The organism is Corynebacterium sp. CCUG 70398 (assembly GCF_024454055.1).
Taxonomy (GTDB): domain Bacteria; phylum Actinomycetota; class Actinomycetes; order Mycobacteriales; family Mycobacteriaceae; genus Corynebacterium; species Corynebacterium genitalium.
Genome location: NZ_JAGPYZ010000001.1, coordinates 331844 through 355978, shown reverse-complemented (window position 1 = coordinate 355978; position 24135 = coordinate 331844). Strand labels below are relative to the sequence as shown.

Below are 24135 nucleotides of genomic sequence, written 5' to 3'. Positions count from 1 at the left end.
ACCAGTGTGTTAGGGCCATTACCAAGACTCTTCGATCGCGTCCACATCCGGCAGCAACGGCGCAAGATCGGGCAGGCGGTCCAGCGAGTCTATTCCGATCTGCTCGAGGAAAAGCTCCGTGGTGATGTAGCGGTGAGCACCTGAGGATTCATCTGGATCAACCTCGGCGATCAGCCCGCGCAGCGTCAGGGTGCGCATGACACCGTCCACATTCACACCGCGGATTGCTGCCACCTGTGCTCGTGTGACCGGCTGGCGGTAAGCGACAACGGCGAGCGTCTCCATGGCGGCGCGGGAGAGCTTCGTCTGCGTGCCGTCGAGCAGGAATGCCTCAACAACCTCGGCGTTAGCTGGACGGGTATACAGCCGCCACCCCTCCAACGTCTCCCGCAGGTCCATACCGGATCCGCGGTCGTTGAGTTCTGCCGCCCAGGCCTCGAGCTCACCCCGCACATCGCTCACCGGGACAGACAGCGCACCAGCCAAATCCTCTGCTGTGGCTGGAGTCTCCACGACCAGGATGATGGACTCGATCTGCGATCTCAGCTGGGAGACCATGGGCAGCTCATGCGATGAGTTCACGTCTACTCCCAGTTCTGCGCAGCGATGACGGCAGGGTCAACGTCCTTACCGGTCCACGCAATGTCCAACGGACCCAGCGCCTCTTCTTGCTGGGTGTCAATGGCGTGCGCTTTGTAGAGCTCCAGCACGGCGAGGAACCGGCCAACTACTTCCATCGACCGAGTGCAGTCCCGGGTGAGAGCTGCGAACGTCAGCCACGTGTCCGGACCCGCAACCTTGAGGGTGTCCAGCAGCTTGCCTGCCTGTTCTGGCACGGAGACAGGCGGGGCGTGGAGGTGGTCGACCCGCACTTCCTCCGGTGGTTTAGGCCGGAAGACTGACGCAGCCAGTTCCGCGAAACTGCCTGCAGTGTGCCCCAGCTGCACCGGCGGCAAGAGGTCGAGGAACTGCTCTTCCATGCCCACCGCGCGCGGGTAGCGGCGGCGAGCTTCGCGTTGCCAGCGCTCAAACTGATCAGCGGCCTTTTGGTAGGCGCGGTACTGCAGCAGGCGTGCGAAGAGAAGGTCTCGGGTCGACAGCAGCTCAAGGTCGTCCTCGTCTTCTTCCCCGCTCTTCGGCAACAGGCGCTGTGCTTTCAGGCTCAGCAGCGTGGAGGCGGTGAGAAGAAACTCTGTGATCTCGTCGAGCTCAGCGGTCTCCCCCAGTTGACGCACATAATCGATGAACTCATCAGTGACCTCGGCCAGAGCGACCTCAGTGACGTCGAGTTTGCGTGCCCCGATGAGGTTGAGCAGCAGGTCGTACGGGCCCTCGAAGTTGTTGAGGACCAAGGTGAAGCCGGTGATCTCCGGCTGGTAGCCCTCTTGAATGTTCGCGGTCATGTTGTCCGTTCAATGACCTCGAGCGCAAGACTGCGGTACTGCTCCGCGCCGGGTGAATTCGGTGCCCACGTGATGATTGGCTCGCCTGCCACGGAAGTCTCCGGAAAGCGGACGGTGCGGGTGATCACGGTGTCGAAGACGCGGTCGCCGAAGACTTCCACCACGCGGTCCATGACCTCGCGGGAGTGGGTGGTGCGGCGGTCGAACATTGTGACCAGGATTCCGACGATGTCGAGGTCGAAGTTAATGCGGTCGCGCACCTTCTCCACGGTGTCCGTCAGCAGTGCGAGACCACGCAGGGAGAAGTACTCGCACTCCATCGGGATGATCACGCCCTGCGAGCAGGCCAATGCGTTCACAGTGAGCAGCCCCAAGGACGGCTGGCAGTCGATGATGATGTAGTCATACTCACCGCGCACCGGACGCAGTGCGCGGCCAAGCGTTTGCTCGCGACCGACTTCGTTCACCAGCTGGATCTCCGCCGCGGAGAGATCGATATTCGCCGGAACCATGTCCAGTCCGGACACGTTCGTGTGCTTGATGGAGGCATGGATGGACGCGGTGTTGTCCAACATCAAGTCGTAGACGGTGACCTGGTCTTCGTCTTGGGTAATCCCCAGACCCGCAGAGAGCGCGCCCTGCGGGTCAAGGTCGACGAGGAGGACTTTTCGCCCATGTTCGGCGAGGCAAGCCCCGAGGTTGATGGATGACGTGGTCTTGCCCACGCCGCCTTTCTGGTTGACCATGGAGATGATCGTGGCGGGGCCGTGCTTATCTAGCCGCTCCGGCTGCGGCAGTTCGCGGATAGGGCGGCCCGTCAGGCCGATACCCGGCGTATCGAAGAGTCCATCCTCCGTCATGGTGGCTATCTTACACAGATGTCATTTTCCACGTTTAGGATCGGGGGTGCGCCGTGCGCCATACTTCGCGCAAATTCTCCGGCGTGACGTGCGTGTAAATCTGAGTCGTTGTCACAGAGGCGTGCCCGAGCAACTCCTGCACTGTACGCACATCTGCCCCGCCTTCCAGCAGATGCGTTGCAAACGAGTGGCGGAGAGTGTGCGGAGAAATATGCTTATCGACGCCCGCTCGCCCCGCCGCCTCCTTGATCACCGTCCACGCGCTTTGCCGCGATAGGGCACCGCCGCGCTTATTCAGAAACAGTGCATGGGTCTTTCCCTTCGACAATGCGGGGCGGCCGCGGACAAGGTACGCCTCCACCGCTTCACGGGCAGCGCTGCCGACGGGAACGATGCGCTGCTTATTTCCCTTGCCGGTGACTTTGATGAACGTGCCGTCTTCCAGCCCAACCACATCGTCAACGACGAGACCGAGCACCTCGGAAACGCGCGCCCCAGTGGCGTAAAGGACTTCAAGTAGTGCCTTGTCGCGGAGGTCTGCTGGGGTGTCGGTGGGGCATGCGTCGAGAAGCAAGCCCACTTCCTCAATGCTGAGCGTGTCCGGAAGCTTCTCGCCTGTTTTCGGCGGTGACACCCCGGCGGCAACGTCGGCGGCGACGGCGCCTTCCACGGTGGCGAACTTATGCAGCCCGCGCGCAACGACGAGTGCACGACCAGCGGACGACGCCGCCAGTCCCCCACGACGCAGATCCGCTACATAGTCCCCGAGGTCGGACGCGGTCACGCTATTCAGGTCTGTTTTTCCTGCTGATTCCAGCCATGTGACGTAGCGGTCAACGTCGCGCCGGTAGTTACTCAGCGTGTTGGCCGACAAGCCGCGCTCCACCGCGAGGTGATCGAGCCACAGCTTGCCGAGTGCTTCGGCGCTCACTGCTTCTTCTTCATGTCGGGCACAATGCCCTGCTTTTGGCGCCTATCTGCCATGTGGGTCGGTCGGAGAGCGAACGGGACATCGGTGCTGCGCGCTGTAGCGCGGCCTGCAACGACCTCGGACGCGGCGAGCACACCGGCGATAGCGATGGAGTTGGTGATGCGGCCGTCCATGACGGCAGCACGGGCATCGTCCAGCGGCACCCACGCGAAGTCCATGTCAGCTTCCTCATCCTCGGCGTCGGGGCGCTCAACGTGGGATAGGTCAGAGGCAAAGAAAATGCGGACGGCTTCCTCGGCGAAACCGGGAGAGGTGACCAGGTCAACGAGCAGCGACCACTCCGCCGCTTCGAGGCCGGCTTCTTCCACCAGCTCGCGCTTAGCGGTGTTCAGCTCGTCCTCGCCTGCGAAGTCGAGAATGCCTGCGGGCAGCTCCCACAGCCGCGCGCCGACGGAGTGGCGGTACTGCTCGACCATGGCGATGCGCTGTTGATCGTCGAGCGCGACGACCGCTACCGCCCCGAAGTGCTCGACAATCTCCCGCTTTGCGGTGTTTCCACCGGGCATAGTGACCGTATCGCGGCGCAGGGCGAGAATGGGAGCGTCAACAAGCAGCTCAGAATCCATGACCGTGAATTCGTGGCGCACTATCCACGCTCCGGGGCTGGTGCCTGGGCATTGTCTGCTGAACCGTACGAACCGGAGCCGCCGTTGATCTGTTCTGCCAGGGCCAGCACGGCCGAGATTCGGCCTGTTTCGGATTCCAGCGAGTCCACGGTGGAGATGTTCTCGTTCGCCTTCGGGGCGTCGCGGACCACCGCGATGGGGCCCTTGTCCTCTGCGGCGCCCCGGCGGCCGGCGAGGACAACAGAATCCCCGCGGGAGTCCAGACCGCGGGCAAGATCTGCAAGGACATTCGAGGCGAACTCGTTGCCGCCCTCGGCCTCACCGGTGGCAACGATGATGCCTTGAGCCGGTGTGATGGTGCCGTCTTCGTACTCGAGGAAGCCCGCTTCACGCAGAGTCTGCAGAACCACTGCACGATCTTCAACGGTAGCCAGCGGTGCACCCGTGGCCTGATCGAACATGAGCGCCGCGCCAAGGGATTCTCCCGCGTGAATGCCCGGCGCCTGGTTATCCACCGACAGCTGAGCGCCGGCAGGGAGAGTGTTGGCGATGATCGAGCGCAGCTCGTCCGCACCATCCTGGGAGAGGAACTTGTCCGTCAGCGTGATCTGGCCAGCCTTGGTGCCGCCTGCCATTTCAGCAAGCCAGCTCGTCGTGTTCACATCATCATCGTTCGCGTCCGGAGTGCGGATGATGAGGTACGGGCGACCGGTCAGCGTGCCGTCGACAATGCGTGTCGACGATTGCGCCAGCAGCGCATTCGCCGCGTTCGCTTCACGATTGTCAGCTCGGCCCTTATCCTTTTGCTCGCCTTCAGGGGTCGAAGAACCCCCGATGTTGTTGAAGGAGTTGTTCGCGATCGGCGCCATCGCCGGAGCCACCACGAGAGCACCGAGAGCGATGCCCCCGGCAATGCCCCACGTGACACCGCTGGTGAACCAGCCAGCACCCCCGGAATTCTGTTTCGGCATGTTTGTTTCCCTCCTCTCCTCTAGTTCTTGAACAGGTTCTGGACGGCCAGGGCGAAGTTGTTCCACGAGTCGATGAGGTTGTCCACAAACGTGCCGTTACCCATGACACCGACGATGACGACGATCGTTGCGATAGCCACCAACAGGCCGAGGATTGCCCACGCCCAAGCGACACCGCCACTAGACGACGGGCGGTAGAGGTTCTCAATCACCTGCGAATCGACGATGCGGTCCCCTGCCTTGAGACGAGCCAGCATGGCAGGTGGCGCAGCGTGGTCCGCACCGGCGAAGATCCTGTCGAGGTCTACTGAGTCGCCGGCGGTGACGATGATCTCTGCGTTATGGTAGACCGCCAAGAGAATCGCGAGATCGGTCGGCGAGTCAGTGGCGGCTGGGAACGTCACGGCACCGACGCCGAGGTCCTGGATGCGCTCGAGACCCGCGGCGTGGCCATCTGGGTCAGCGGGGAGGATCACGCGGGCATCACCGCGCAGGTTGTCGGACGAGATGTCCGCCGGATCACCGACAATGAAGTCGCAGGAGTAGCCGAGGTCGAGAAGCGTGTCAGACGCAGCGCCGACACCGATGACAACGGGCTGGAACTCGCGGATGAAGTGACGCAGATTGGAGATCTTCTCGCGGGTGTCCAGCGTCGGGCTGACCACCAGCACCTTCTTGCCGTCCATCACGTCGCCGAGTTCGGGGACGCCTACGCCGTCGACAAGCAAGGGCGATTCGGTGTGAATGAACTCGGTGGTGTTGCCGAAGTAGGCTTCCATGTGGTCGACGAGTTCGCGCTGCGAGTTGTCGAAGGAGGACTCAACGGTCGCCTGATCGAGCGGTTCAGCCTGAGCGATGACCTTCTTGCCGACGATAATCTCGCCGTCAGCAGTCAACGTCGCCTTCTTGCCGTCGCGGAACGCTTCGCGGGTGGCAGCGCCAGCCCCCTCGTGCAAGCGGATGTCGGCGTCGAGCAGCAGCTGCGGCCCGTAGTTCGGGATATTGCCGGACGAGAAGGTGGCAATGTTGACCACTGCGGCAGGGCGCTTTTCCACGAGCAGCTGAGCTTCACGGCGGGACATGTCCGGGGCGTCGACAATCGCGATGTCGCCCTCGGACAGTTTGCGCAGACCCTTGCCCTGTGGGGTGCAGTCGCGCAACGCACCGGTGAGATCAGTACTCTCTGCTGCGCTGGGAGTGCGCGGGGTGCTCGTGGAGGCGGGGTTGAAGATTGAGCTCATAACCCCAGATCTTGCCGTTTCAAGCACTCAAATCGGGTTAGGCGCGCGGGGAAAAGCCCTCCACGTCGGCTTTGGCCTTGCTCAATAGCTCCGCGGCGTGCGCTCGACCGGTCGCGGAATCGTCCATACCGGCAAGCATCCGAGCGAGCTCATCGACGCGGTCATCGTCGCCGAGCAGCTGCACGCCAGAAGTCACCGACTCATCGCCGACATTCTTGGACACATGCAGGTGCGAGTCGGCGTACGCCGCGACTTGCGGCAAGTGCGTGACGACGATGACCTGATTATTCATTGCCAACCGCGCCAACCTACGCCCAATCTCAACGGCCGCACGGCCACCGACGCCAGCGTCGACCTCGTCAAAGACCAGCGTGGCGCCACTGCGCCGTTCAGACAAAATGACTTCGAGGGCCAACATGACGCGCGAGAGCTCACCACCGGATGCGCTCGATGCCAGCGGCTGTGGTTCCAACGCGTCGTTGGGTGCAAGCCGCAACTCCACGACGTCTGCCCCGTCGCGCGTGAAGTCCTGCGGATCCTTAGCTGAGTCCACGGCGACGACAATGCGCGCTTTGGGCATAGCCAGGCCACGTAGCTCACCCGTGACCGCTTTCTCGAGCGCCTTCGCGGCCTTCTTCCGCGCTGCCGTCAACTTGGATGCCGCAGCTGTCATGGACTTTTCGTGGGACGCCACGGCCTTCTTCAGCTCCTCGATCGCTTCCGCGGACGTATCGATGGACTCTAAACGCTTCGCTGCTTTCGCGCGCCACGCAATGATGCCGGCGGCGTCGGGAGCGTACTTACGGGTCAGCGCCTTGAGCTCTTGCTGGCGCTGGAGAAGGCGGTCGAGCTCTTCCGGGTCACTGGGAAGGTTGGACAAGTACGCGTTCAGCTCGCCGGAGACATCCGAAAGGATCGCGGCGACATCGCCCAGTTGGTTCCCAAGCTCGCGTAGCTGACCGTCGCTCGCACCAGTCAGCGCGGCGCCAGCCGCACCGACGAGCGATGATGCGGAGGCGTCACCGTCGGCGCTGCCGCCGAAACCGCCGACAGATTCGGCGCCGTCAATGGCCACGACTGCTTCCTCCGCAGCCTCACGCAGTGCGTCGACGTCCTGCAGCCGGTTAATGGTCTCCACTAGCTCGGCGTCTTCCCCCTCCTGGGGGTCGACTTCGTCGATCTCTCCGATGGCGAACTCCAGGCGGTCCACCTCTTGGGCGAGTTCACGGCGCTTCTCCGTGCGCTCTTTCAAGTCTTTGACCGCAGCCCGCCACGCAGAGAAGGATTCCCCATAGGCCTCACGCAGAGGAGCAATTGCTGGATCGAAAGAGTCGAGAGCGCTGAGCTGTTCTGCCGGTGAGAGCAAACGGAGTTGGTCGTTCTGTCCGTGAATGGTGAGCACGTGCGCAGTGAAGTCAGCCAGGGTGGCGGCCGGAACGGTGCGGCCGCCCAGGTGCGCCCGGGAACGACCTGTCGCTTTGACCGAACGGGCGGCTAGGTAGTCGCCGTTCTCATCGGGCTCAGCACCGGCATCCTCGGCGAGGGTGGCGACGGCGTGGCTAGCGCCGTCGACAAGCCCCTCTGTGCTGAAGGATCCTTGCACACTCGCATGGTCCGCACCCGTGCGCACCTTCGAAGCGTCGGCGCGACCACCCGTGAGCAAGCGAAGCCCGGTAACCACCATGGTCTTACCAGCACCGGTTTCACCAGTGAGAACGGTCAACCCCGGGGCGAATTCGACATGGGAGTGCGGGATGACGCCCAAGTTGTCAATAGTGAGATCGAGAAGCATTAGCGTCGCGTCACGTTGTCGCCGTACGTCTTGTCTTCTTTCAGCACCGGGCCACGCCAGCCATTGATCGGCAGCTGAAGCTTATGCACGAGGCGGTCGGTGAACGGTGAATCGTCCAGACGCACCAAGCGCACGGGCTTTACACCGCGTACGACGTCAAGGCGGGACCCCGGCGGCATGTCCAGGTGCCGGAAGCCGTCGAGTACAACGTCAGCAGGGGTCGTGGTGATGAGCGACTCGACCGCCACCCTGGAACGCGGCGAGACGACTAGGGGTTTGGTGAACAGCGCGTGGGCGTTGTTCGGCACAACAAGGATCGCGTCGAGCTCCGGCCACAAGATCGGGCCACCTGCGGAGAACGCATAGGCAGTCGAACCCGTGGGCGTGGAAATGAGCACGCCATCGCACCCGAAAGAACTCACCGGACGGAAGTCGACTTCCAGAATCGCGTCCAGCACACCACGGCGGTCGAGGTTTTCCAGGCTTGCCTCATTGAGCGCCCACCCCTGGCCGATCTGGTCGTTGTTGGAGTCGTGCACCGTCACGTCGATCGTCATGCGGTCATCGACGGTGTACTCGCGGTCGATCACGCGCCGGATCGCGGTTTCCAGGCTGTCTTCCTCCCATTCGGCGAGGAAGCCGATGTGGCCCAAATTGATGCCCAAAACGGGGACATCCTGTGCACGGGCCATACCAGCTGCCCGCAGGAAGGTGCCGTCACCGCCGAGCACGAGCACGAGTTCACATCCGGCTGCCGCCTCATCCTTCGGGGCGACCTGCTCGATCTGGCCGAGAACCGGATAGTTGTCCGTGAACGGCAGCTCATCCTCCCCGACAAGACGGACGGTGATGCCCGCCTGCATGAGCAGCTCTGTCGCACGCGCCGCAGAAGCAATGTTGCCCTCGCGCCGGGTGTGCGGGACCAAGAGTACGCAGCGGTCGGTGTCGCTTTGTGTCATTAGTTCTTCGGTCCTTCCTCTACTGCACGCGTGATCATGGCAGTCAGCTCCCCATCATCGGGTGCGCTTTCGCCACCATCGTGAACGAGCCATAGGAAGTATTCTACGTTCCCGCTCGGCCCGGGTAGCGGTGACGCCACCGCACCGCGGCAACTCAACCCCAATGACAGCGCAAAACGGGCGACATCGAGGGTGACTTCTGCGCGCAACTCCGCCGACCGAACCACTCCGCCGCTGCCCAGGCGGTCCTTGCCCACCTCGAACTGCGGCTTGACCATGGGTAGCAGATCCGCACCGTCGGCCATGCATTGTGCGATAGCAGGCAGCACCAGCTCGAGCGAGATGAAAGACAGGTCGCCGACCATCAGCTCCGCTGTTCCATCCATGAATTCAGGGGTGAGATGGCGGATGTTAGTCCGGTCCAGCACCGTGACACGGTCGTCGTCCTGCAACCGCCAGACCAGCTGGCCATACCCGACATCAACAGCTACGACCTCGCGGGCACCGCGGCGCAGCAGGACATCGGTGAATCCGCCTGTGGAGGCACCAGCATCAAGAGCGCGCTTTCCTGCAATGGACAGGCCGTGCGGCTCGAATGCCTCAAGGGCACCGAGCAGCTTGTGGGCACCGCGAGACGCCCAATCATCACCGTCGACTTCAGCGACTTTAATGGACACCTCAGGCTCGACAACCGTCGCAGGCTTCGTCGCGGTGAACCCGCCGACCTCGACTCGGCCCGCTTTGATCCACTCGACGGCTTGTTCACGGGACCGCGCGATCTTGCGGCGCACTAACTCCGCGTCAAGGCGACGGCGCCCTGGACCCTGCCCCATTAGGCCTGGTCCTGCAACGCATCGGCGAGGACGGTGTACGCGGCCTCGTACTGGGCTAGTTCGCCGGCGAGGTCCTCTGGTGCTTGAGCCATCGCCGTCTCGAAGCGCTCGGTCAGCTGCTCGGGAGTACTCACTATCACCACCAGCTTTCCACGGCACGGCGCGCAGCAGCTGATGCTGCTTCAACATCGGGCACCTCACCAGCACCAAGGCTCCAGGCCGCCTTCAACACTGTGCGCAGAGCCTGCATGCTTGTCGACGTCTCATCTCCCCCGTCCAGCACAACCACCGATCCCCCAGTGTCGTCGTCCCGTTCCACCGCCGCAGTGAATCCGCCTTGGGCGCATGGGCGCAGCTGGTCGGCTTCCACCGAAGCGTCGACAAGCACAGACATGTCTTCGGCGATGAACGTCGGGCGCTGATCGGCTGGCGCAGAAATGAGTGCGCGTGGGCCGGAGACGCCTGTGAGCACGTGCAACGTGTCCATGCCTGCGGCGACACCACCGGCGATGTCGGTGTCGAGGCGGTCACCGATGACAAGTGGCGCTGTCACACCGAGGTTGTCGCGTGTGAGGGTGAACATGGCAGGGCCGGGTTTGCCCGCAGCCCGCGGGGTGACACCGGTGGCGTTCGTGACTGCCGCGACCATGGACCCGTTGCCCACCATGAACCCGCGGTCCATTGGCAACGTCGAGTCCAGGTTGCTCGCCAGATACGTCGCCCCGGCCTGAATAGCCAGTGCTGCCTCCGACAGGTGCCGCCATCCGTTGTCGGGCGAGTGCCCATGGAGCACGACCGCCGGTGCGTCGTCAGCGGAGTCCACCACAGTGAAACCAGCCTCACGGACAAGGTCGCGGAATGAGTCAGCACCCACCACGAGCACTGCCGCGCCGGGAGCCGCGTGCTGCTGCGCGAGCTGGACTGCGGCTTGCGCAGATGTCATCACGTCCTTTTCAGTCGCTTTGAGGCCAATGGACTGCAGCTTGCTCGCAACATCGCGTGGCGCCTTGGAAGCGTTGTTCGTGATGTATGCAGCGCGGCGCCCAGAGGTGATAGCGGCGTTGATCGCATCGACTGCGCCGGGGATAGAAGCATCGCCGTGCCAGACTGTTCCGTCGAGGTCGAGAAGCAGAGCGTCGTAACCGCTGATAAGCATTGCTTAGCTGAACTCCTTCAGCCGCTGTGCGACATCCGTCATCTCTTCGCTATCGACCTTCTTGACGTGCTCGAACCACGTCCGGGCCTCATCAGTCCTGCCGACCTGGGCAAGAGCATCCGCGTAGGCGTAGGAAAGACGGGTGTGGGCGAAGTCCCCCACCTTCTTCTCATCGATGGTGGGATTGAGCTGCTGCAGCGTCGCCAGCGCAGCTTCGTGCTGGCCGAGGTCGTGGCGTGCACCCGCGACAACAATGGCCAGTTCGACCTGCGACTCAGGATCGAGCTGCTGTGCTTCCTGGCTACGCCCGATCTCGATCGCCTTGTCGGGGCGACCCAGGCCTCGCTCACAGTCAGCCATGACAGCAAGCAGACCGGGGCCACCGCTCATCCGGCGGGCTGCTCGCAACTCAGACAGCGCTTCCTTCCACTCCCCAGCGTGGTACGCAGCAATGCCTGCTGCCTCACGGACGACACCAACGCGACCTGCACGGTTTTTTGCGGCGCGGGCATGCGCCAAGGCCAGCCGGGGATCATCCGCCATCCACGTAGCAGACATGATCATGTGCTTAGCTACTTTGTCAGCGTTGTCCTTCGCCAGCACTCGCAGGTCTTGCAGAACGGACGGGTCAAGGTCAGACGGGTCGATGTCGTCCGGAATGGACGGCTCGTTCTCCTTCTGCGCCATGCGCTCCTCGCGGAAGCCCTGGCGGTACGGGTTGGAGCGGTCGTGCCGGACCTTCTTGTCCTCACGTCCGTCCCGGCGCCCCCGGTTGGCATGCGTTCTCGGTTGGCCGTCTTTGCTCATGCCAGTCCTCCTTTAGCCGTGCACCTTCACGCCGGCAAAGTTCTTCTTGCCGCGGCGCAAAACAACCCATGAACCGTGGAGCAGATCTTCCGCGGCAGGTTCCCACCCCTCAGATTCAATACGCTCGTTGTTGGCGTAAGCACCACCTTCCTTGATAGCCCGACGAGCAGCACCCTTCGAATCCACCAGGCCAGTGCCCACCAGCAGATCAACAATGGTGCGCGGCGCACCCGCCTCAACCTCGAACACATCCGTCTCAGAGACAGCGGCAGCGAGCGTTTGCTCATCCAGCTCAGACAACTCTGCACGACCGAACAGGGCCTGTGAGGCCAGTTCGACAGCCTTTGTCGCCTCGGGCCCATGAACAAGGTCGGTCATCTCCTGGGCGAGACGCTTCTGGGCTTCACGCTTGAACGGGCGCTCCTCCACCTCGGTTTCCATCTCGGCGAGCTCATCCTGCGTCAGGAAGGTGAACCAGCGCAGGTAACGGATCACATCGGCATCCGCGGTGTTCACAAAGTACTGGTACCAGCGGTACGGGCTGGTCATCTCGGGATCGAGCCAGAGTGACCCGCCACCGGTGGACTTACCGAACTTCTTGCCCTCCGAGTCCGTGACCAGCGGCACGGTCAGTGCATGGACCGATGCGCCGTCGACACGGCGATTCAGGTCGACGCCCGCGACCAGGTTGCCCCACTGGTCCGACCCGCCGATCTGCAGCATGCAATCATGACGGCGCCGCAGCTGCACGAAGTCGTTCGCCTGCAGCAGCATGTAGGAAAACTCCGTGTAGGAAATGCCGTCACCCTCAAGACGGCGCTTGACCGTCTCGCGCGACAGCATCGTCGACAAAGAGAAGTGCTTGCCGATGTCGCGCAGGAACGAGATCACCGACATGTCGTTGGTCCACTCGGCGTTGTTGACCAGCACGGCGGCATTGTCGCCTTCAAAGGACACGAAACGCTGCAGTTGGCCGGTGATTCGCTGCGCCCAATCCTCGACAGTGTCGGCAGTGTTCATAGACCGCTCACCGACCTCACGCGGATCACCAATCAAACCCGTTGCACCGCCAGCGAGAACGATTGGCCGGTGTCCGGCTTCCTGGAACCTACGCAACATGAGCAGGGGAACCAAGTGGCCGGCGTGCAGGGACGGACCGGTCGGATCGAAGCCCGCGTACAGCGTGATTGGGTTCGCTGTCTGGTCCTTGAGTGCCTCGAGATCCGTGGACTGGTTGACTAATCCACGCCACTGGAGTTCATCAATAATGTTCGCCATAGAGCAGTTCCTTTCAAACCTCGTTGTCTGCGGGGTGCGGCTGAGCTTCGTCGATAAGCAGCACCGGAATACCGTCATCAATGCGGTAGGCAATGCCCATACGCGGATTGATCAGCAGTTGCGCCTCGTGGTCGTAGTCGAGCGGGCCCTTGTCTTGCGGGCACGCGAGGACCTCGAGGAGCTGGGGGTCGAGCGTGGGTGTATCGGCCGTCATAGTGGTCAATCGTACCCCTGCGCATTCTCGGGCATTCTCGGGCTCGGGCTAGGTCTGGTCCAGTCCCGGAAGATTGCCGAAGGTCTCACGCAGTGTGCGGGCCTGGGAATCCATCGTGCGCAGACTGTGGTCGACCACGCCCAGCTTGATCCGCTCGAGCGCACCGGTCAGCGTTGACAGTGAATCCTCCATGACCGCAGCCGCCTCAGCGCTGTGATACTGCGGGGCGTTGACGTAGGTGTTCACCACTTCCGGCAAGTAGATCTTCACGATGTTCCATACCGTTTGTTGGTGCTCCGGGGTGGACTGCAACTCATCCCACTCATTCAAAATGAAGCGCATGTTGTCTTCCAGCTCGGACGCTTGGTTGAGCACCCGCTCCGGCGGCTTCGCGCGCACGAGTTCCCGCAGTGTGTCGCGCACGTCGCGGTTCAACTGGACGTTGACCGGTTCCATCGGCGCGGGCGGCGCTATTGCCTTCGGCGCCGGCGGCGGGGTCAGAGCAACGCCGGCACCCCATGCAGCCACGGCCACGACAGGCCACAAGAACCCCAGGCCAACTCCGGTAGCAATGATCAGGACGACGTGCAGAATGATGACGAGGGCCGCCAAGCTCATCCCGACTTTGTTCTTGTGGGAGGTGAAGAAGTTCCCCTCCCCCACTCCTGTCGCTGAGGGACCTCCTGGCCGGTAGGGGCTGGGCGTATTACTGGTAGCCACGAATCTCCTTGAAAGCTGCATCCAAGTCGCCGTTCAACGCGTCGAAGACGGCACCGCCCGTCAATTCTGCCAGGTTGTTCATCTCGCTCGCATTGGCCTCCCCGTAGAGGATCACAAAGACCGGGATGGAGCGCTGCTCCGGGGAAAGCCCCTGGTACTGCTTCTCAAATGCGTAATAGTCCATGCCGTGCGTGACTTCACCGTCGGACAAGAGCACGATCGAGCTGATACCTGCGCTCGGGTCGGAATTGCGTAGGGCATCGAACAACGTGTCGTAGATTGCGGTCTGGCCGTCTGCCACAAGGTCATTCACGTAGCCCTGGTACTTGGCTTTGGTGATGCGGTCGTCACGCAGGAACTCGCCCAGTAATGGCTCGTGAGGTGCCGTGGAGAAGGATTGGAACGTCACCAGCTCGCCATCGCGCAGGGCCACGTCGCCCGTGGAGGTGGCAGCGGAGCCGTCGATAAGCGACGTCATGATCTGCTGCAGGGACGCAATGCGCTCACCTTCCATCGAGCCAGAAGTATCCAGGACGAAGGTCGCGGTTCCGCGCTGGCGGTAGTCGTTGTTGTAGCGGTCCAGCAGCGCTTCGACAGTGCCGTAGCTGGCTGGGAATGCAAGCTCAATGACGGTCTGATTGCTCATCTCAGCGGGCATCAGGTCAGCGTTGGTGACGGGGCGGCGGTAGCTGTCCGCGATCTGCTCTTCATGCTCAAGCAACCATTCAGCGAGTTGGCGAACCTGTTCAGCGGCGTTCTCGTTTTTCGGTTGAGCGAGTGTGGACAGCGGGTAATCAGCGGAAATAACGCCGTCCGCCGGAACAATGACCTCGATATTTGCACCCTCGTTGCGCATGGCATGCAAAGTGGATTCGTAGTTGATGATCGCGTCGGCGCGCTCCGGGCTCTCCAAAAATGCGTCCTTGAGCCAGCCCGACGAGCCAGAAACCAACGACTGCGCCTGGAACAGCTCAGTCAACCGTGTGCCGACCTTTTGGATGTCTTCCTGGGTCAGCGCGGAGCCAGTGTCCGCCATCGCAGTCGCTACAGACACCAGCGCGGAGAAACCAGAGTTGGAGGTCGACGGGTCGGTCATACCAAAGGAGAACTTTCCCTCGCGTGCGGCATCGGCGAAGCCCGACCACGTCGGCTGTTTCGTGTCCCAGCCGAGCTCCTGCGCTTTGTCCCGCTGCACACCGAAAGCAACGGGACTGGTGGCAATCTTCGTTTCATCGGCCAGCTTGCCCTGGGCATCGATGAGATTGACGTAGCGGTTAGTGGCAAACCACGTCGCATCCACCTGACCGTCAAAGTTGCCCGCTTTGAGCTCCTGGGAGTTCTGCAGGGTACCGTCCGGGAATTGCAGGGTGATGTCGAAGCCGAGGTCCTCCGACGCCTGCTGCACCAGCGGCTCCAGGTCTTGCAACTCAGTCGCGGCCACGATAGTCAGTGGGCCTTTGGAGCCCCCGCCAAGGCCGCCGAAGCCTCCTCCCCCGCCTCCGTTATCGTCGCTGCATGCTACGAGGGCGGTTCCGGCGAGCAGTGCCGCAAGCGTCGCTAGAAGTTTCTTCATTTCTCCTGTTCCTCCTGGTTACGTGGGGGGACGGATCCGTACCGGTTGCCCACACCCTCGATAAGCTTCTCCATTCTGTCGAAGCTGGGCGGGTCGACTGAGTTGTCGTAGTGCGCCGGGGAGCCAAGGCCATGGCCCTCCATAGCGGTGGTGAGATAGTCTCCGGTGGCCGGCCGGAAACCGTGCCTAGCGGCTAGCTGCTGCAGTTCTTGGTCCGAGGCCAGCGCTTGGGCCAGCTCCTTGCCTTCTGGCGAGATTCCCACGATGCCGTGGTTGGCCAGTACGGTCGGTTCGAGGTGCATCAGGACCATGTCGTCTTTGATGCGGGAGCTCTCCTTCATCTGTTCGCCTAAAAATTGCGCCTCGTAGACCAACACCATGGGCACCGCTCCCATGCCTTGGCTGAGGTAGTCGGCGAACGGGCCGGCGGACGACGACTGGGTGTAACCCTGGCCGGTGAAGAATGGAGCGATCTGGTTGGTCAGCCAGCCAATGTCATCTGCTTTGTCGGGGTTGCTCTCCCCAAACTCCCATGCCAGGATTGCCAGCCACATCGCTGCAGAGTTCGAGGTGCGGATGTCGGTGGTGGCCACCTGTACATTGCGTTGCGACGGGAACGTGTTCCCGAAATCACGCCAGCGCTTCCCCTGCTGCGTCAGGGTGATGAACTCGCCGACGTCAAGGGTGTACTTTCCGGCAGCTTCCGTGGCCACGCCCTCCTTCTCAAGGATGCGAGCGATTGGTTTGAACGTTGCTACCGCCATCGGCGAGAAGAACGGGTACTCCACGGAGTAATTGGAGTCCTGGTCAGTGATCTTCTGGGCTGCCGGGCCTGACGACGGGAAAACGAAATCCTGCTGCGCCAAATTCGTTTCATTGGCGATGCGGCGGGAACCGGCGGTGGTGAAATTCACCGTGAACCCGAGCTCTGTCAGACGGTCAACGACCTCCGGGTCCTCGAAGTACTCGCGCTTTTCCGAACCGATCACACCGGTGACTTCTTTCGACCCGCGCCCGGAGATGAACGACCCCTCACCCAAGCCCCCGCGTCCGATGAAGACCGCAACAAGGGCAATGATGGCCAGCAAGACACCAATGAAAATGGCGCACCCTCGAGGTGGTTTCCGCAACCCCTCTTGTGCGCCTTGTTGTGTGGTCATGGCCACAGTTTATGTAAAGGACGCGTCAAGCGCCTGTGAACCACGGTGCTAGGTAGGAATTATGAATACAGAATTCATTTGATTCACTTGACGTTTAAGAACGCACCGGGGTTTGTGCCCACCGACGGGCATCGGCGTTCGCGGCGTCCACACGTTCACGCTGCTCCGCGACACGCACTCCGGCGGTGCCGCCGCGCGTCGCGCGGGATGCCACAGCACCATCGATCGTGAGCACGTCGCGCACCTGCGGAGTGAGTCGCTTATCGACGCTTGCCAGCTCTTCATCCGTCAGATCGATCAAATCCACCCCGCGAGACTCGGCGATCCGAACGCATGCGCCGGAGGCTTCGTGCGCTTCACGGAACGGCACGCCTTGGCGGACCATCCACTCCGCAAGATCCGTGGCCAACGTGAACCCAGCCGGGGCGAGCTCACGCATCCGGTCCTCGTGGAAAGTCAGGGTGGACACCAACCCGGTCATCGCCGGCAGCAGGATGCGGAGCTGGTCGACCGAGTCGATGATCGGCTCCTTGTCTTCCTGCAGGTCGCGGTTGTAGGCGAGCGGCTGCGCTTTGAATGTGGCCAGCAGGCCGGTCACGTTGCCGATCAACCGGCCGGACTTGCCGCGGGCGAGCTCCGCAACATCCGGGTTCTTCTTCTGGGGCATGATGGATGACCCGGTTGACCACGCGTCATCAAGCGTGACGTAGCCGAATTCCGGCGTCGACCACGCAATGATCTCTTCGGCTAGACGAGAGATGTCTACACCGATCTGCGCGAGCACATAGGCGGCCTCCGAAACGAAGTCGCGTGACGACGTACCGTCGAGGGAGTTATCGGCCGCAGAGTCGAACCCGAGCTCCGCCGCGATCGCTTCGGGGTCGAGCTGCAGCGAGGAACCAGCCAGAGCGCCGGAGCCGTACGGGGACACGGCCAGACGCTTGTCCAGGTCGCGGATGCGCTCGATGTCGCGCAGCAGTGGCTGCGCATGCGCCAGCAGAGAATGGGCCAACAGGATCGGTTGCGCCGCCTGGAAGTGGGTCTTGCCGGGCATGACGGCGTCAGGGTGGGCGGCTGCCTGGGTGGACAGAGCTTCGATCAGGTCAGTCGTGTCCTGTGCGACAGCACGCACCGCATCTCGAAGCCACATGCGGAACATCGCAGCAACCTGGTCATTACGGGATCGGCCAGCGCGCAGGCGGCCGCCGAGTTCGGGGCCGACGCGATCAATGAGACCGCGCTCCATTGCGCCATGCACGTCCTCGTCGGTCGACGCAGGGCCGAAGGAACCATTAGCAACATCACGGCCAAGCTGGTCGAGGCCGGAAAGCATCGCATCGAGGTCGCTATCGGTCAGCAGTCCCGCCCGGTTAAGGACCTTCGCGTGGGCCTTCGACGCGAGCACGTCATACGGGGCGAGGATCCAGTCGAAGTGAGTGGACACAGACAGCGCGAACATTGCTTCCGATGGCCCGCCGGAGAAGCGACCGCCCCACAGTGCGCCCTGGTTGGTTCCGTGCTTTTCCATCAGGACTCCTGGGCAGTTGCGTTAGCGGCTGCCCTGTCGCGCTTGTTGGCAATCTCAGAAGACAGGCCGTGCAGCTTGACAAAGCCCTTGGCGTGGGACTGGTCGAAGGTGTCGCCGGTGTCGTAGGTAGCCAGGTTGAAGTCGTACAGGGAGTGGTTGGAACGACGGCCGTTGACCGTGGCGGTGCCAGCGTGCAGAACCATGCGGATGTCGCCGGTGACGTGCTCCTGAGTGGATTCAATGAAGGCATCCAGGGAGCGCTTCAGCGGTGCGAACCAGAGGCCGTCGTAAACTTCCTCGGACCAGCGGGCGTCGATAAGCCTCTTGTAACGCGCGAGTTCGCGCTCGACGGTGACGTCTTCGAGCGCCTGGTGCGCGGTGATCAGTGCGACTGCACCCGGTGCCTCGTAGACCTCGCGGGACTTGATGCCCACCAGGCGGTCCTCCACCATGTCCAGGCGACCAATGCCCTGAGCACCGGCGCGGCGGTTCATCTCCTCAATGGCCTCGAGGACAGTCACCTTGCGGCCGTCGATAGCCACCGGCTTGCCCGCTTCGAAGGAGATGATGACCTCGTCCGGAGCATTACCCAGCGCCGGGTCCTCAGTGTAGGAGTACAGATCCTTGGTCGGCGGGTTCCACAGGTCCTCCAGGAAGCCAGTCTCCACGGCGCGGCCCCACACGTTCTGGTCGATGGAGAACGGAGACGCAGCGGACTGCTCGATCGGCAGGTCCTTGCCCTCGGCGTACTCAATGGCCTTGTCGCGGGTCCATGCGTAGTCGCGGGCCGGGGCAATGATCTCCAGGTCCGGGTCCTGGTTGACGAATCCGACCTCGAAGCGAACCTGGTCGTTGCCCTTACCGGTGCAACCGTGGGCGACGTGCGTGCCGCCGTGCTCCTGCGCGGCCTCCACGAGGTGCTTCACAATGAGCGGGCGCGAAATCGCGGACACCAGCGGATACTGCTTCATGTACAGCGCGTTCGCCTTGATGGTGGGCAGGCAGTATTCCTCAGCGAACTCGTCACGGGCATCCACCACAATGGACTCGACAGCGCCGCAGTCGAGCGCGCGCTGACGCACCGACTCCATGTCCTCTCCACCCTGCCCCAGGTCGAGGGAGACGGCGACGACTTCACCAGCAGTCATCTCTGCCAGGTACGGGATGGCCACAGAGGTGTCCAGTCCACCGGAGTACGCGAGAACAACACGGTTAGTCATTGGTGTCAAAGCTCCTTGTTTTGCTTATCGGTTCAATTGGTTCTGTTTGAGATCTAAGCCGAAGAAAGTCTACTCTTCAGCGTCCTCGGCACCGTCGACCCGGTCGCCCATGAATTCCTCGGCGAGTTGCCTGCCGGAGAGTGGTTCGCGTGCCAGCACGAAGATCGTGTCGTCGCCAGCAATGGTGCCGACGACTTTCTCCAGCGCGACCCGGTCGATATAGCTGGCCAGGTACTGCGCAGCCCCCGCCGGTGTGCGCAGTACTGCGATGTTGCCGGTGTAGTCGACAGACACCACCAGTTCCGCGAGCATCCGGCGGAGTTTGTCGCGCGGGCCTTTGGGCGAGGCCTGGAACGACTGGGCCGCCTCCCCGACTGCGTAGTAGGAACGCCCGCCGCCCGACGGTCGCACCTTCCGCGCTCCAAGCTCGTCGAGGTCGCGCGACAAAGTGGCCTGGGTGATATCGATGCCCTCATCCAGGAGCAGCTCGGACAGCTGCACTTGCGAGGACACCCGGGTGTGATCGAGAATCGCCAGGATCTTCGCCTGGCGCGCGGTACGCGAATTCGGTGCGCTCATCTACTGGTTCTCCAACAGCCAGGCAAGCAGCGCTTTCTGCGCGTGCAGGCGGTTTTCTGCCTCGTCGAACACGCGCGACTGCGGGCCGTCGATGACTTCAGCCGTGACTTCACTGCCGCGGTATGCCGGAAGGCAGTGCAGGAAGATCGCGCCGTCGCTGGCACGGCCCATCATCGCTGCATCCACTTGGTACGGCAGGAACGGAGTGCGGCGGTCCTTGCCGTCTTCTTCCATGCCCATGGACACCCACGTGTCGGTGATGACGACATCAGCACCATCCACGGCCCCCACATCGGACGTGACGGCGACCGTTGCACCCGTTTCTGCAGCGCGGGCCCGTGCGCGTTCCACGAATTCCGTGCGCGGCTGGAATCCCTCCGGGGAGATGACGGTGATGTCCATCCCAGCGGTGGCGAAGCCGATCATGTAGGAATTCGCCATGTTGTTGTCGCCATCACCTAGGTAAACGGCATGCTTACCCCGAAGGCCCGCCGGGCCTTCCTCCGGGCATAGGTTCTCGATGACTGTTTGCAGGTCGGCCAACATTTGGCAGGGGTGAAGATCGTCGGAAAGCGAATTGATGATCGGCACACTCGCCCCCTCTGCCATCTCCGTGAAGTTCGAGTGCGCGTACGTGCGCCACACGATCGCGGAGACGTAACGCGACAGTGTCGCACCAGTGTCCTGGAAGGTCTCACCTTTGCCCATTTGCGAGTTTCCTGTCTCTGCGACGATGGGGAATCCGCCGAGCTCAGCGATGCCCGCCATGAAAGAAAAGCGGGTGCGTGTCGACGTTTTATCAAAGAGAACGGCAACAGATTGCGGCCCCTCGAGCGGGCGGCGGGAATAGCGGTCGCGCTTCATCTCGGCCGCGAGAGCCAGAATCTCCGCCTGTTCAGCGGGGGTCACATCGTCGTCGGCTAGGAAGTGGCGTGGTGTGGTCACTGGTGTCCTCCGTTGGTGCTGGCAAAGCGGGACAGTGCTTCCTCCAGCGTAGTTGCGATCGCGTCCGTTGCTGCGCGCAGCTCGTCGCCGGTGATCACCAGCGGCGGGGTCAGGCGCACCACAGACTCAGTGGGGGCGTTGAGTATCACGCCGTGTTTCAGACCGATGGTCACGGCGTCTTTCGCCACGGGCTTGTCCAGCACGACGCCGAGCATCAATCCGCAACCACGCACGTGGTCAACGCCATCAAGCTTATCGACGTCACGGGCCAACCCCTCCCCCTTCTGCCTCACCTCAGCACAGAACTGATCGTCGACGACCTCCAGCACTGCCTGGGCAGCCGCGCAGGAGATCGGATTGCCTCCGAAGGTGGTCCCGTGGGAACCGGGCGTGAACAGATCGGCCACATCACCCCGCGCGATGACAGCGCCGATCGGTAGCCCGCCGGCCAGCCCCTTGGCCATGGTGACAATGTCCGGCTGCACCCCCGAGGTTGTGTGGGCGAAGAAGGCTCCGGTGCGTCCGACGCCGGTTTGCACCTCATCGACGACCATGAGGATGCCGTGGGTATCGCACAGTTGGCGGACCGCTTCTAGGAATCCCTCCGGCGCCGGGATGACACCGGTCTCACCCTGGATCGGCTCAAGGAAGACGGCGGCAGTCTGCGTCGGGTCCTGCTCGACGAGTTCGCGCAGGTGGTCAATGTCGCCGTAACGGTAGAACTCCACCCCGGGTACGAGCGGCTCGAAGGGGGCTTGCTTACCTGGCTGGCCGGTCAAAGACAGCGAGCCCATAGTGCGGCCGTGGAAGCCATCGAGCGCCGCCAGCACGCGCGTGCGGCCGGTCAAGCGGGTGAGTTTGAACGCAGTCTCATTCGCCTCTGCACCGGAGTTGCAGAAGAAGACCTTCGCGGATGGATCACCGAAACGCTCCTTGAGCGACTGAGCCACGCTCAGCGCTGGTTCGGAGGCGAAGAAGTTGGAGATGTGGCCGAGCGTGCGGACCTGGCTGTCCACGGCCTCCACCAGCCTCGGGTGGGCGTGGCCCAGTGAGTTCACTGCGATGCCGGCGAGCATGTCGATGTAGCTGTTGCCGTCGGCGTCGCGCACCGTGGCGCCGCGGCCGCTGACCAACGGCAGCTGCGGGGTGCCGTAGGTATTCATCAGCGCCTCAGTCCACTGCCCGAGAGCTTGCTGGTTGCTCACTGCAGATCATCCTTCCTGAACACGGTTCCGTCGGGATAGTTTGCGGTGTCGTATTCGTCCGGAAGCACCATGGTGCCAATGCCTCCCATGGTGAACAGCTCCAGCAGCACGGAATGCGGGATCCGTCCGTCAATGACGTGGGCGGCGCTGACGCCCCCACGCACAGCGGTCACACAGGCTTCCATTTTCGGGATCATTCCGGAGTCGAGCGACGGCATGATTTCGTCGAGCTGCTCGAGCTCGATCTTGGACACGAGCGAGTCCTTGTTGGGCCAGTCGGTGTACAGACCCTCGACGTTGGTCAGCACGACAAGGCGCTCAGCATCGAGCGCGGCAGCGAGTGCGCCAGCAGCAGAATCGGCGTTGATGTTGTAAACGTTTCCGTCCGCTCCGGGGGCAATACCGGAAACGACTGGGATGCGACCGGCGTCGATAATGTCCATCACTGCAGACGGGTCAACATCGACAATCTCACCGACGAGACCGATGTCGGTCAGTTCCCCATCGACCTCGACAAGACGCTTCTCCGCCGTGAACAGTCCTGCATCCTCGCCCGAGGTGCCCACCGCGTACGGCCCATGCGAGTTGATGCGGCCCAGCAGGTCGCGGCCGACCTGGCCGAAGAGCACCATGCGCACCACATCGAGAATCTCTGGTGTAGTCACGCGGAACCCGCCGACGAACTCGCCGCCGTCGAGCTGCAGACGCCCCAGCATGTCGGTGATCTGCGGCCCGCCACCGTGCACGACGACGGGCTTCGCACCCACGGTGCGCAGGAAGACCATGTCAGCGGCGAAGGCGGACTTCAGGTCCTCGTCGATCATGGCGTTGCCGCCGTACTTGACCACGACGATCTTGTCGCGGAAGTGCTGCAGCCACGGCAGAGCTTCGGCGAGCACGTGTGCCCGGTCCTGATTGGAGAGAGCCCGGGAGAGCTGTGAAGGTTCCATTTACGTCGAGTACTCCGAGTTGATTTCCACGTAGGCGTAGGACAGATCAGTGGTGCGCACCGTGGCCGTTCCGGGTCCGCCAGTCCCGAGATCAACGCGCACGTCAACGTCAATGCCGCTGAGGTCGACTTCGCGCGCACCAGGTGCACCAGTGCTGCCCTCGCAGACCGGCTGGCCGTTGAAGTAGACGCTGATGTTGTCCGGGTCCATTTCCGCATCCGCCATGCCCACCGCGGCGAGCACGCGGCCCCAGTTCGGATCGGAGCCGAACATGGCGCACTTGAACAGGTTGTCGCGTCCGATCGTGCGTGCGGCGTTGAGAGCCTGCTCATCGTCGGCAGTGCCCTCGACAGTGACGGCTACGCGCTTGGTCACACCCTCAGCGTCCGCCTGGAGTTGGTCAGCCAGAAAAGCGCAGATCTCACCGATAGCCCCGGCGAATTCGCTCTTGTCGGGCTGGACACCAGAAGCTCCCGACGCCATGAGGATGACAGTGTCATTGGTCGAGGTCGCTCCATCAATGTCGAGCGTATTGAAGGTGCTTTTCGACGCTTCCTTGAGCACCTGATCCAACTCCCCCGCAGACACATCAGCATCGGTAGTCAAGCACACCAGCATGGTCGCCAGCGACGGGGCCATCATGCCCACGCCCTTGGCCATGCCGCCGATGCTCCACCCGTCGCGCTCTACAAGCGCTTGCTTCTCCACTGTGTCAGTCGTCAGAATGGCCACAGCAGCCTCATGACCGTTGTCGCCGAGCTGGCCACCGAGTGTTTCGATGCCTGCGCGGACCTTGTCCATGGGCATGAGTTCACCGATCAGGCCCGTGGAGCACACCGCGACATCCTCGGGTGCTACGCCGATCGACTGGGCTGCCAGCGACTGCATCTCCACTGCGTCCACATCGCCTTGACGGCCATTGCAGGCGTTGGCATTACCGGAGTTGAACACCACGGCGGCCAGTGAGCCCGTCGTCATCGCGTCACGAGTGACCTTCACCGGTGATGCGACGACTTTGTTGCGGGTCGTCACTGCGGCGGCGTCAAAGCGCGGGCCATGGTTGACCACCAGCGCCAGGTCGGGTTTTCCGGACGGCTTGATTCCGGCCGTCGTTGCCGCGGCGCTAAAGCCTGCGGGTGCTGTCACACCCGTTTTCTCAGATGCGCTCATTGTCTCTCCTTCAC

25 protein-coding genes are annotated in these 24135 nt (G+C 62.7%); all 25 read right to left on the bottom strand.

The window, feature by feature from the left end; all coding sequences use genetic code 11:
* Window positions 1-18: 18 nt before the first annotated feature.
* The 25 genes from KBX07_RS01685 to argJ all read right to left on the bottom strand — a co-directional run bounded on the left by KBX07_RS01685 (window position 19) and on the right by argJ (window position 24121).
* On the bottom strand, window positions 19-558 hold the full coding sequence (locus tag KBX07_RS01685) for an SMC-Scp complex subunit ScpB (RefSeq protein WP_050748812.1): 540 nt from the start codon (window positions 556-558) through the stop codon (window positions 19-21).
* Window positions 559-584: 26 nt separating this feature from the next.
* Window positions 585-1403: a ScpA family protein gene (locus KBX07_RS01680; RefSeq protein ID WP_005290234.1), complete on the bottom strand. Its 819-nt coding sequence runs from the start codon at window positions 1401-1403 to the stop codon at window positions 585-587.
* Complete coding sequence (locus KBX07_RS01675; RefSeq protein ID WP_255997521.1) at window positions 1400-2263, bottom strand: ParA family protein; 864 nt, start codon at window positions 2261-2263, stop codon at window positions 1400-1402. The genes KBX07_RS01680 and KBX07_RS01675 overlap by 4 nt, the downstream gene beginning before the upstream one ends.
* A gap of 34 nt (window positions 2264-2297) precedes the next feature.
* Complete coding sequence (gene xerD, locus KBX07_RS01670; RefSeq protein ID WP_255997519.1) at window positions 2298-3194, bottom strand: site-specific tyrosine recombinase XerD; 897 nt, start codon at window positions 3192-3194, stop codon at window positions 2298-2300.
* Window positions 3191-3820 carry an NUDIX hydrolase gene (locus tag KBX07_RS01665; protein ID WP_050748880.1) on the bottom strand — a complete coding sequence of 210 codons (630 nt, stop codon included), beginning with the start codon at window positions 3818-3820 and terminating at the stop codon, window positions 3191-3193. The genes xerD and KBX07_RS01665 overlap by 4 nt, the downstream gene beginning before the upstream one ends.
* Window positions 3821-3840: 20 nt before the next feature.
* The gene (locus KBX07_RS01660) at window positions 3841-4791 is read right to left on the bottom strand and encodes a copper transporter (protein WP_255997518.1); all 951 of its coding nucleotides are present in this window, start codon (window positions 4789-4791) and stop codon (window positions 3841-3843) included.
* A gap of 20 nt (window positions 4792-4811) precedes the next feature.
* Window positions 4812-6032, bottom strand: coding sequence for a putative cytokinetic ring protein SteA (gene steA, locus KBX07_RS01655; RefSeq protein ID WP_256022740.1), 1221 nt, complete (start codon window positions 6030-6032; stop codon window positions 4812-4814).
* Between the two features lie 37 nt (window positions 6033-6069).
* A complete protein-coding gene (gene recN / locus KBX07_RS01650) occupies window positions 6070-7824 on the bottom strand; it encodes a DNA repair protein RecN (RefSeq protein ID WP_256022739.1) in 1755 nt (584 codons plus the stop codon).
* The gene (locus tag KBX07_RS01645; RefSeq protein WP_005290249.1) at window positions 7824-8783 is read right to left on the bottom strand and encodes an NAD kinase; all 960 of its coding nucleotides are present in this window, start codon (window positions 8781-8783) and stop codon (window positions 7824-7826) included. The genes recN and KBX07_RS01645 overlap by 1 nt, the downstream gene beginning before the upstream one ends.
* Window positions 8783-9616 (bottom strand): TlyA family RNA methyltransferase, encoded by an 834-nt coding sequence (locus KBX07_RS01640; RefSeq protein ID WP_005290252.1) that lies wholly within the window; start codon window positions 9614-9616, stop codon window positions 8783-8785. Before KBX07_RS01640 ends, KBX07_RS01645 begins: the two co-directional genes overlap by 1 nt.
* Window positions 9616-9750 carry a hypothetical protein gene (locus KBX07_RS01635; RefSeq protein WP_255994883.1) on the bottom strand — a complete coding sequence of 45 codons (135 nt, stop codon included), beginning with the start codon at window positions 9748-9750 and terminating at the stop codon, window positions 9616-9618. The genes KBX07_RS01640 and KBX07_RS01635 overlap by 1 nt, the downstream gene beginning before the upstream one ends.
* A gap of 2 nt (window positions 9751-9752) precedes the next feature.
* Window positions 9753-10772: an HAD-IIA family hydrolase gene (locus KBX07_RS01630; RefSeq protein WP_005290257.1), complete on the bottom strand. Its 1020-nt coding sequence runs from the start codon at window positions 10770-10772 to the stop codon at window positions 9753-9755.
* 3 nt (window positions 10773-10775) lie between these two features.
* Window positions 10776-11579: a tetratricopeptide repeat protein gene (locus KBX07_RS01625; RefSeq protein ID WP_005290259.1), complete on the bottom strand. Its 804-nt coding sequence runs from the start codon at window positions 11577-11579 to the stop codon at window positions 10776-10778.
* 12 nt (window positions 11580-11591) lie between these two features.
* Window positions 11592-12857 carry a tyrosine--tRNA ligase gene (gene tyrS / locus KBX07_RS01620; protein ID WP_005290260.1) on the bottom strand — a complete coding sequence of 422 codons (1266 nt, stop codon included), beginning with the start codon at window positions 12855-12857 and terminating at the stop codon, window positions 11592-11594.
* 13 nt (window positions 12858-12870) lie between these two features.
* On the bottom strand, window positions 12871-13071 hold the full coding sequence (locus tag KBX07_RS01615) for a Trm112 family protein (protein ID WP_255997511.1): 201 nt from the start codon (window positions 13069-13071) through the stop codon (window positions 12871-12873).
* A 48-nt stretch (window positions 13072-13119) separates the two neighbouring features.
* Window positions 13120-13791 (bottom strand): hypothetical protein, encoded by a 672-nt coding sequence (locus KBX07_RS01610; protein ID WP_255997510.1) that lies wholly within the window; start codon window positions 13789-13791, stop codon window positions 13120-13122.
* Entirely contained in the window at window positions 13778-15364 is a 1587-nt protein-coding gene (locus KBX07_RS01605) for a VWA domain-containing protein (protein WP_255997509.1), read from the bottom strand. The genes KBX07_RS01610 and KBX07_RS01605 overlap by 14 nt, the downstream gene beginning before the upstream one ends.
* Window positions 15361-16524 carry a hypothetical protein gene (locus KBX07_RS01600; RefSeq protein ID WP_255997508.1) on the bottom strand — a complete coding sequence of 388 codons (1164 nt, stop codon included), beginning with the start codon at window positions 16522-16524 and terminating at the stop codon, window positions 15361-15363. Before KBX07_RS01600 ends, KBX07_RS01605 begins: the two co-directional genes overlap by 4 nt.
* 94 nt (window positions 16525-16618) lie before the next feature.
* Window positions 16619-18052, bottom strand: a complete 1434-nt coding sequence (gene argH / locus KBX07_RS01595) for an argininosuccinate lyase (RefSeq protein ID WP_256022736.1) — start codon at window positions 18050-18052, stop codon at window positions 16619-16621.
* On the bottom strand, window positions 18052-19272 hold the full coding sequence (locus KBX07_RS01590) for an argininosuccinate synthase (protein WP_256022734.1): 1221 nt from the start codon (window positions 19270-19272) through the stop codon (window positions 18052-18054). Before KBX07_RS01590 ends, argH begins: the two co-directional genes overlap by 1 nt.
* Before the next feature lie 69 nt (window positions 19273-19341).
* A complete protein-coding gene (locus KBX07_RS01585) occupies window positions 19342-19851 on the bottom strand; it encodes an arginine repressor (protein ID WP_005290273.1) in 510 nt (169 codons plus the stop codon).
* Window positions 19852-20796 carry an ornithine carbamoyltransferase gene (gene argF, locus KBX07_RS01580; protein ID WP_256022732.1) on the bottom strand — a complete coding sequence of 315 codons (945 nt, stop codon included), beginning with the start codon at window positions 20794-20796 and terminating at the stop codon, window positions 19852-19854.
* Entirely contained in the window at window positions 20793-22001 is a 1209-nt protein-coding gene (locus KBX07_RS01575) for an acetylornithine transaminase (RefSeq protein WP_256002716.1), read from the bottom strand. The genes argF and KBX07_RS01575 overlap by 4 nt, the downstream gene beginning before the upstream one ends.
* A complete protein-coding gene (gene argB, locus KBX07_RS01570; RefSeq protein WP_005290279.1) occupies window positions 21998-22951 on the bottom strand; it encodes an acetylglutamate kinase in 954 nt (317 codons plus the stop codon). The genes KBX07_RS01575 and argB overlap by 4 nt, the downstream gene beginning before the upstream one ends.
* Complete coding sequence (gene argJ / locus KBX07_RS01565; protein WP_005290282.1) at window positions 22952-24121, bottom strand: bifunctional glutamate N-acetyltransferase/amino-acid acetyltransferase ArgJ; 1170 nt, start codon at window positions 24119-24121, stop codon at window positions 22952-22954.
* Window positions 24122-24135: the final 14 nt, after the last annotated feature.

Bases quoted from the DNA above. Each gene is read 5' to 3' on its own strand.
- KBX07_RS01685 (WP_050748812.1), bottom strand. From the start codon at position 558: ATGGTCTCCCAGCTGAGATCGCAGATCGAGTCCATCATCCTGGTCGTG.
- KBX07_RS01680 (WP_005290234.1), bottom strand. From the start codon at position 1,403: ATGACCGCGAACATTCAAGAGGGCTACCAGCCGGAGATCACCGGCTTC.
- KBX07_RS01675 (WP_255997521.1), bottom strand. From the start codon at position 2,263: ATGACGGAGGATGGACTCTTCGATACGCCGGGTATCGGCCTGACGGGC.
- KBX07_RS01665 (WP_050748880.1), bottom strand. From the start codon at position 3,820: ATGGATTCTGAGCTGCTTGTTGACGCTCCCATTCTCGCCCTGCGCCGC.
- KBX07_RS01660 (WP_255997518.1), bottom strand. From the start codon at position 4,791: ATGCCGAAACAGAATTCCGGGGGTGCTGGCTGGTTCACCAGCGGTGTC.
- steA (WP_256022740.1), bottom strand. From the start codon at position 6,032: ATGAGCTCAATCTTCAACCCCGCCTCCACGAGCACCCCGCGCACTCCC.
- recN (WP_256022739.1), bottom strand. From the start codon at position 7,824: ATGCTTCTCGATCTCACTATTGACAACTTGGGCGTCATCCCGCACTCC.
- KBX07_RS01645 (WP_005290249.1), bottom strand. From the start codon at position 8,783: ATGACACAAAGCGACACCGACCGCTGCGTACTCTTGGTCCCGCACACC.
- KBX07_RS01640 (WP_005290252.1), bottom strand. From the start codon at position 9,616: ATGGGGCAGGGTCCAGGGCGCCGTCGCCTTGACGCGGAGTTAGTGCGC.
- KBX07_RS01630 (WP_005290257.1), bottom strand. From the start codon at position 10,772: ATGCTTATCAGCGGTTACGACGCTCTGCTTCTCGACCTCGACGGAACA.
- KBX07_RS01625 (WP_005290259.1), bottom strand. From the start codon at position 11,579: ATGAGCAAAGACGGCCAACCGAGAACGCATGCCAACCGGGGGCGCCGG.
- tyrS (WP_005290260.1), bottom strand. From the start codon at position 12,857: ATGGCGAACATTATTGATGAACTCCAGTGGCGTGGATTAGTCAACCAG.
- KBX07_RS01615 (WP_255997511.1), bottom strand. From the start codon at position 13,071: ATGACGGCCGATACACCCACGCTCGACCCCCAGCTCCTCGAGGTCCTC.
- KBX07_RS01605 (WP_255997509.1), bottom strand. From the start codon at position 15,364: ATGAAGAAACTTCTAGCGACGCTTGCGGCACTGCTCGCCGGAACCGCC.
- KBX07_RS01600 (WP_255997508.1), bottom strand. From the start codon at position 16,524: ATGACCACACAACAAGGCGCACAAGAGGGGTTGCGGAAACCACCTCGA.
- argH (WP_256022736.1), bottom strand. From the start codon at position 18,052: ATGGAAAAGCACGGAACCAACCAGGGCGCACTGTGGGGCGGTCGCTTC.
- KBX07_RS01590 (WP_256022734.1), bottom strand. From the start codon at position 19,272: ATGACTAACCGTGTTGTTCTCGCGTACTCCGGTGGACTGGACACCTCT.
- KBX07_RS01585 (WP_005290273.1), bottom strand. From the start codon at position 19,851: ATGAGCGCACCGAATTCGCGTACCGCGCGCCAGGCGAAGATCCTGGCG.
- argB (WP_005290279.1), bottom strand. From the start codon at position 22,951: ATGGAACCTTCACAGCTCTCCCGGGCTCTCTCCAATCAGGACCGGGCA.
- argJ (WP_005290282.1), bottom strand. From the start codon at position 24,121: ATGAGCGCATCTGAGAAAACGGGTGTGACAGCACCCGCAGGCTTTAGC.